The organism is Prevotellamassilia timonensis (assembly GCF_021531665.1).
In the GTDB taxonomy this organism is placed as follows: domain Bacteria; phylum Bacteroidota; class Bacteroidia; order Bacteroidales; family Bacteroidaceae; genus Alloprevotella.
The window spans coordinates 1-7,952 of the sequence record NZ_JADYUH010000082.1 but is presented as its reverse complement, the minus strand read 5'-3'; the positions used below and the strand labels follow the sequence as shown (position 1 = coordinate 7,952).

At 51.3% G+C, this 7,952-nt stretch carries 5 protein-coding genes; 1 reads left to right on the top strand and 4 read right to left on the bottom strand.

Going from position 1 to position 7,952, the window contains the following annotated elements; translation table 11 throughout:
- Nucleotides 1–737: 737 nt before the first annotated feature.
- From I6E40_RS10170 to dnaE, 3 genes are all read right to left on the bottom strand, one after another.
- A complete protein-coding gene (locus tag I6E40_RS10170; protein WP_235387025.1) occupies nt 738–1,070 on the bottom strand; it encodes a hypothetical protein in 333 nt (110 codons plus the stop codon).
- Nucleotides 1,071–1,084: 14 nt separating this feature from the next.
- Complete coding sequence (gene trxA / locus I6E40_RS10165) at nt 1,085–1,405, bottom strand: thioredoxin (RefSeq protein ID WP_235387023.1); 321 nt, start codon at nt 1,403–1,405, stop codon at nt 1,085–1,087.
- 98 nt (nt 1,406–1,503) lie between these two features.
- Nucleotides 1,504–5,343, bottom strand: coding sequence for a DNA polymerase III subunit alpha (gene dnaE, locus I6E40_RS10160; protein ID WP_235387021.1), 3,840 nt, complete (start codon nt 5,341–5,343; stop codon nt 1,504–1,506).
- A gap of 189 nt (nt 5,344–5,532) precedes the next feature.
- On the opposite strand from dnaE, the gene nagB reads away from it, so the two are divergent.
- Nucleotides 5,533–6,324: a glucosamine-6-phosphate deaminase gene (gene nagB / locus I6E40_RS10155; RefSeq protein ID WP_235387019.1), complete on the top strand. Its 792-nt coding sequence runs from the start codon at nt 5,533–5,535 to the stop codon at nt 6,322–6,324.
- A 186-nt stretch (nt 6,325–6,510) separates the two neighbouring features.
- Here the strand turns inward: nagB and I6E40_RS10150 are convergent, their stop codons facing one another.
- A complete protein-coding gene (locus I6E40_RS10150) occupies nt 6,511–7,794 on the bottom strand; it encodes an ATP-binding protein (RefSeq protein ID WP_235387018.1) in 1,284 nt (427 codons plus the stop codon).
- Nucleotides 7,795–7,952: the final 158 nt, after the last annotated feature.

Genomic DNA, 7,952 nt, shown 5'->3' with positions numbered 1-7,952 from the left:
CTCAAATTTTTATTTCCCTTCCTCAAATTTTTATTTCCCTTCCTCAAATTTTAATTTCCCTTCCTCAAATTTTTATTTGCCTTCTTCAAATTTTTATTTGCCTTCCTCAAATTTTTCTTTCCCTTCCCCTAGTTTTTCCTAGCCTTCCCATAGTTTTTCCTAGCCTTCCCATAGTTTTTCTTAGCCTTCCCCTAGTTTTCCTTAGCCTTCCCCTAATTTTACTTAGGTGTGCTCCTAAGTTAAACTGCGCGCAGGTTTGTGTAGGGTTTGTGCGCCGTGTTGTGTAGGGTTTGTGCGCCGTGTTGTGTAGGGTTTGCACGCCGTTGCAATGTAGGGTTTGCGCGTCGTGTTGTGTAGGGTTTTGAACGCTTCAATGTATAGTTTGTGTATAGTTTGTGTATAGTTTGGAGCACAAACTATATATTACGTAATATTCAGATAATCAGAGAAATAAATAGCAGAATGTAGGGTTTGTGTATAGTTTGCAGAGTTTTTTTGTTTCCCCTTTTATTTACGTATAGTGCAGCCTGAAGCTGTGTCCCAATACAACGATTGCTGTCCGGTGGAAGTTTGGCTGAGACAAACAAAACTTTACCGGACAGCAATGGTTCTAAAAACTATTCTGCGGACAATGCGCAATTCGTGTTCTTTACTCGGTTACCCGCAAAATCCGCGAAATCCGTGAAATCCGCGAATCCGTGAAAACCGCGAATCCTCGAATCCGCGTTCAAGCGAGCTCACTCCTCGCCCATTTCTTCTTCTTCAAAGTCCAGTTGATACTGCACGATGAAGAGGAGGTCTTCGACGTTGAACTTGCCCATGCCTTCTTTTTCCGCACGTTTGGCAAGATGGGCAGCCACTTCTTCAAGATCAATTTCCACGTAATCGTCCTCGGAAGCAGCCTCATCCCACAAACCGCTCTCGGAATAGTACTCGGCAAGCACGTCAAGAAAATAGTAGAGGAGGTCGTCGGTAAACTTCTCCTGCAGCTCTTGCGAAAGATGGCAGCGGATGTACTCCACGGCACGCACATCGTCTTCCGCGTCCAACAAGAAATCTTCGTTAGCCATGTTTGCGGAGCATTTTAGGCGTTGAGGAGCGCTTCGATTTTTTCAACGAAAGTCTGTTTGGGAGCTGCACCCACACTTTTGTCCACGATTTGACCGTTCTTGAGGAAGAAAACGGAGGGCACGCTGCGGATGCCGAAGCGAGAGGTGAGTTCGACGTTGTCGTCCACGTCACATTTGCCAATGATGACGCGACCTTCATATTCTTCAGCAAGTTCTTCGATGATGGGCGCAATCTTCTTGCAGGGACCACACCAGGTGGCAGAGAAGTCAATGACGATGGGAAGACCGGCGGCTTCAATTTCAGCGATGTTGGCGTCAGTAATGATTTTTTCCATGTGTGATTTGTTAGTATTTTGTTGGAGTTAATAATTTGTTAATGAGTCTCTATGATGCTTTTTGGTAAAAAGTTTCTCTAAGTCGTAGCTTGACCGGGTCAGTTAATCTTATACTCAATTCCCTCATTCTCTTTGACGAAGTCGAGTACGTTTCGATTGATGTTCATTCGGCAGTTTCCGCTGCGCAGGAGGAGTCGTTTCTCGGAGTCCACGCCATTGACACAGAAATAGACTTCGGTGTTTCCGGGGTTTTCGAGGATGACCCCAATCAGGTCATTGACGATGGATTCTTCAACCGAGGCGAGGGTGAGGAAGAAGGTGATGGACTTGATTCGTTCCTCCTTGACGTCCGCCAGGAGTTCAATGCGTCCGAGGCGTAGGTCATATTCTCCCTCCTTGAATCGTCGTGGTTCCACGCGCGCACTGATGAAGAAGGTGTTTCCTTCGGTGAAGTAGCTTGCCTGTCGGAGCCACTCTTCGCCGAAGAGGGCAATTTCCCCCACCCCGCTGTAGTCCTCCATGCGCACGATGCCGTAGGGTTTTCCGCCTCCGGTGAAGCCGGTTCGCACGCCGGTGACGATGCCGCCAAAGGTGATGTCGCGGCGCGCCAATTTTTCCTTGTCCTCAAGTTCCACCATGCGAGTGGTGCAGAGGTGGTCAAGGACGATGCGATAGGCATCCAGCGGGTGACCGGAGATGTAGATGCCAATCAGTTCACGTTCCCGGTTCAGCCGTTCGAGGTCACTCCAGTGTGCCACGTTGGCAGACGGCTGGGGCTTGGCAATTTCCACCATCTCGGAAGGTCCGAAGAGCGAGTTGGCACAGAACGACTTGTCCATCTGATAGTTTGTACCGTAGCGCACGAGGGCATCGAGGAAGATTTCGCCTTTTTCGTCCGGCATGACATATTGTTCACGACTGATTTTCGAGAAGCAGTCAAAGGCACCGGCAATGGCGAGTCCTTCCAGATTCTTTCGGGTGCAGACCGAGAGGTTCACACGTTCGACGAGGTCATAGATGCTCTCATAAGGTCCGTGAGCGTCTCGTTCGCGGATGATTTCTTCGACGGCTGCTTCTCCGACACCTTTGATGGCAGCCATGCCGAAGCGGATGTCGCCGTTGTGAATGACGCTAAACTTCTTGTAGCTCTCATTGATGTCCGGTCCGAGGGTGTGGATGCCCATGGTTTTGCACTCATCCATGAGCTTCGCCACGGTGGAGATGTCCGAGATGCTTCGACTCATGACGCCCGCCATATACTGTGACGGATAGTTCGCTTTGAGATAGGCAGTCTGATAAGCCACCCAAGAGTAGCACGTGGCGTGGCTCTTGTTGAAGGCGTAGGAAGCGAAGGCACGCCAGTCCTCCCAAATTTTCTCCAAAATCTTCGGGTCGTGGCCGTTGGCTTTTCCGCCCTCGATGAATTTGGGGTACATGTGGTTCAGCTTCTCGATGAGTTTCTTGCCCATCGCCTTTCGGAGTGCGTCGCTCTCGCCGCGGGTGAAATTGGCGATTTCGCGGGAGAGGAGCATGACCTGCTCCTGATAGACCGTGATGCCGTAGGTGTCCTTCAGATATTTCTCCATGCACGGCAGGTCATAGACAATCGGCTCCTCCCCGTGCTTTCGGGCGATGAACTGCGGGATATACTGCATCGGTCCGGGACGGTAGAGCGCGTTCATGGCGATGAGGTCCTCGAAGGTCGTGGGTCGCAAGTCGCGGAGGTAGCGTTGCATGCCCGTTGATTCAAACTGGAAGGTTCCGATGGTTTTTCCTTCTTGATAGAGCGCGTAGGTGGCAGGGTCGTTGATGCTGATTTTGTCGATGTCAATCTCGATGCCGAGGGAGAGGCGTATGTTTTCGACCGCCTCTTTGATGATGGAGAGGGTTTTGAGCCCGAGGAAGTCCATCTTGATGAGACCGGTCTCTTCAATGACACGCCCTTCATATTGCGTGCAGTGGAGCATCTCTCCCGTTTCCTTGTCGTGGGCGATGGAGACAGGCACCCAGTCGCTGATGGGGTCGCGACAGATGATGAAGCCGCAGGCATGAACGCCCGTGTTTCGCACGTTTCCCTCGAGCATCTTGGCATAGCGAATCGTGTCATGAACCAGCGGGTCGGGTGAGGCTTCGGCTTCGCGCAGTTCGGGAATGGCAGCGATGGCATTGGGCAGGTTCAGTTTGGGCACTTTGCCGTCCTTGCCCTCGGGGAGTTTGTCGGGAATGAGTTTGCAGAGTTTCATCGTGTAGTCACGAGGAAGTTTCTGCACACGTGCCACATCTCGGAGGGCGAGTTTCGTCGCCATGGTGCCGTAGGTGATGATGTGTGCCACGTTGTCTTCGCCATATTTCTGCGTGACCCAGTTCAAGACGCGTCCGCGTCCGTCGTCGTCGAAATCGACGTCAATATCAGGGAGAGAGATACGGTCCGGATTCAAGAAACGCTCAAACAGGAGGTCATATTTAATAGGGTCTATCTGCGTGATGCCAAGACAGTATGCCACGGCACTTCCCGCTGCCGAGCCACGTCCCGGTCCGACACTGACGTCAAGTTCTTCGCGGGCGGCGCGGATGTAGTCCTGCACGATGAGGAAGTAGCCCGGGAAACCCATGGTCTTCATGATGTGGAGCTCAAAGTTGATGCGCTCCTTGGTCTCCTCGTTCAGCGGGTCTCCATAGCGCTGCTTCGCCCCTTCGTAGGCGAGTTTACCCAGATAGTCCGCTTCGAGTTTGATGCGGTAGAGTTTGTCGTAGCCGCCGAGTTTTTTGATTTTCGCCTCCCCCTCTTCTCGCGACATGACGACGTTGCCGTTCTCGTCTCGGGTGAATTCGTTGAAGAGGTCTTCTTCAGTGAGTCGTTGGCGATATTCTTCCTCTGTTCCGAAGTCCTCGGGGATGGCGAAGTTCGGCATGATGGGTGCGTGGTCGATGCTGTAGGTCGTGACCTTGTCGAGCACCTCACACGTGGTGGAAAGCGCTTCGGGCAGGTCGGAGAAGATGGCGTTCATTTCCGCCTTCGTCTTCATCCACTCCTGCTTGGTGTAGAGCATTCGGTTCGGGTCGTCCAGGTCGCAGCCGGTGCTGAGACAGATGAGCCGGTCGTGCGCCTCGGCGTTTTCTTCATCGACGAAGTGAACGTCGTTGGAGCATATATATTTTACACCATATTTATTAGCAATGCGCAACAACTCCTCGTTGACCTTGACCTGCATGGGATAGGTCTCACGGTTGGCGCGGATGGCGGGGTCGGTGACTTGGTGGCGTTGGAGTTCGATGTAGTAGTCATCCCCGAAGACACGTTTGAACCAGCACACCGCCTCCTCTGCGCCCTGCGTGTCGCCCTGCATGATTTTCTTCGGAATCTCGCCGCCGAGACAGGCGGAGCAGACGATGAGGTCTTCGTGGAAAAGTTCAAGGTCTTTGTGGTCGGTGCGGGGACGCATGTAGAATCCATCGACATAGGAACGAGAAACGAGTTTGACGAGGTTGTGATAGCCGTGCTCGTTCTTTGCCAAGACGATGAGGTGCCATCCGCTCTGGTCAATGCGTTCCTGCTTCAAGGCTTTGTCTCCGCGGCGTGCCACATACATCTCACAGCCGAAGATGGGTTTGAAATCAGCCTTGGGCTGTTGTTTCGCAATTTCTGCGCGACAGTCTTCGAGTGCTTCCTCCAAAGTTTTCCCTTCGGGCAAGGGTTCCGTTCCGGCTTGCCAAGCATCCATCTGCGCCTGTGCCGCTTTGATGGCACCGCGCGCCTTTCCTCTGACTTTTTCGGTGTAGTTGAAAAATTCTTTGATGCCCATCATGTTGCCATGATCGGTGATCGCCAAACCGCGCATTCCGTCGGCAATGGCTTTGTCCACCAGGCGAGGGATAGACGCCTGCCCGTCGAGGATGGAATACTGTGTGTGTACGTGAAGATGAACGAAATCTTGCATAACGGTGGCGAAGTTAGCAAAAAACGGAAAGTCTGACAAAGCATTTTTCTCACGGATGTGCCGTTTGTCACATTTTTCTCGCCGTCTCTGTTTTTCTCTTGATTTATTTTTGCAACCCCGCAAACAATGACTAAATTTGCGAGCAAATCTTTATACACCATATCTAATCACCATTAAAATCAAACAGACATGAGAGTAATCATTGAGCCTGACTACGACAAGCTCTCCCAATGGGCTGCCGACTATGTGGTTGACCGCATCAACAAAGCCAACCCCACCGCTGAGAAACCTTTTGTGCTGGGTCTCCCCACCGGCTCCTCCCCCATCGGAATGTATAAAGCACTGGTGAAAGCCAACCAGGAAGGACGCGTGAGCTTCAAGCACGTGCTCACTTTCAACATGGACGAATACGTGGGACTGCCCGAGTCTCACCCCGAAAGCTATCACTCCTTCATGGCGACCAACCTCTTCAACCACATTGACTGCCCGAAAGAGAACATCCACATCCTCAACGGAAACGCGGAAGACCTCGAAGCAGAATGTGCGCACTACGAACAAATGATTGAAGAAGCCGGAGGCATCGACCTCTTCATCGGTGGCATCGGTCCCGACGGACACATCGCCTTCAACGAACCGGGAAGTTCACTGACCAGCCGCACTCGACAGAAGACGCTGACCACAGACACACGCGTTGCCAACTCACGCTTCTTCGGAGGAAAACCCGAAAACGTGCCCGCCACCGCACTCACCGTCGGTGTCGGAACCGTGATGGCTGCACGCGAAGTTCTCATCCTCTGCAACGGACACAACAAAGCACGTGCACTCCAGGCTGCCATCGAAGGACCCGTCACGCAAATGTGGACCATCTCCGTGCTCCAAATGCACCAGCACGGCATCATCGTCTGCGACGAAGCCGCTTGCGAAAGCATCACACACGGAACCTACAAGTATTTCAAAGACATCGAGAAGGACAACCTCTGATTCCTTCCTGTTTCCCTAAAAACGCGGAGACGGTTGCATCGGCAGCCGTCTCCGCTTCGTTTTAATAAGTTTGTTTTCAACACGAATTGTCATGAATTATTCACGAATTATTTTTTGAAGACGAATCACACAAATCTGACGGATGATTTAAGTCCCTTCTTCTATACCTTCTATACCCTCCTCCCCTCACTCTCTCAAGCAACCGATGGGAACGACATAGATTCCGTCCTCCGGGCGACGATAGGCATAGTCTCCGGTGGCGGTCAGAATCATCTTAAACGAAGGCGACTTCATCCGAGTCGTGTCAATCTGCGCTGCCAACGCATTGAGGGACTTGGCGCCATCGTTTATTAACGACTCGCCACCAAGTTTAATCTCAATCAAACCATACTGACCATTGCGCAAATGCACAACGGCATCACACTCCAAACCGCTCTTGTCACGATAATGATAGACATTACCGTTCAATGCCTCTGCGAACACCCTCAAATCTCTCATGCACAAAGTTTCAAACAGAAGTCCCGTGGTGTTCAAATCATTCATCAAATCTGCGGGTCCCAACCCCAAAGCAGCCGTGGCGATGGAAGGGTCCACAAAATAACGTGTGTCTGCCGTGCGAATCGCGGTTTTGGAACGAAGGTTGGGATTCCAAGCCGGCATATCCTCCACCACGAATATTTTTCGCAATGAATCCAAATAGGAATTGATGGTGTTGGCATCCATGCTTTCGTTGTCATTGTTTTTCAAGTCATCGCGCAAAGTGGCAATGGAAGCCTGTGTGCCTTGATGCCGAGAATAGGCTCTCATCAAGCGCTGCACCCTCGCAGAGGTGCGCTTCACTCCATCAACCTTGCTGATGTCTTCCTTTGTCACGGCATCATAATAATCAAATGCCTGCTGCAAAGCAATCTCTTCATCCAGACCAACAGACATGGGCCAGCCTCCGCGGCATATCAAGAAAGCAAGGTCTCTCAAGTTTAGCTGATTCTTCTCCAAAATCTTCTCCGGCGCAGAAAACAAATGACCGAGACTGACCGTTCCATTTGACTCTCCCGATTCAAACAACGTCATCGGACGCATGATGACCCAGGCAAAACGCCCCACGCCGGAATGCTCTCGCTCTGCTTCCGCTTCCTTGTCGGGAACAGCAGAACCGGTCAGAATGAACTGCCCCATCTCTCCTCTTTGATCCACGGCGTATCTGACTGCATCCCACAGCTTGGGCACAGTCTGCCACTCGTCAATCAGCAAAGGCGTCGCACCGGACAAAGCCTCTTCCGAATCAATCTCCAAAAGTCTTTTGAAACTTTCCTTCACGTCCGCCCTCGCCAACATGATTTTTTCACGGGCAATTTGCTCCGCAGTGGTGGTCTTCCCGCACCACTTCGGTCCTTCAATCAAAACGGCACCTTTGGCTTGCAGACGCTTAGACAACAGAGCGTCTAAAATGCGAGATCTGTACTTTTTCATATTTCTTTGTTTTTCAAGCGCAAAGATACAAAAAAATCTCTATTCAGTAATTTGGCGCGATTTTATTCAGTAATTTGGCGCGATTTCATTCAGTAATTTGGCGCGGTTTCATTCAGTAATTTGGCGCGGTTTCATTCAGTAATTTGGCGCGGTTTTAT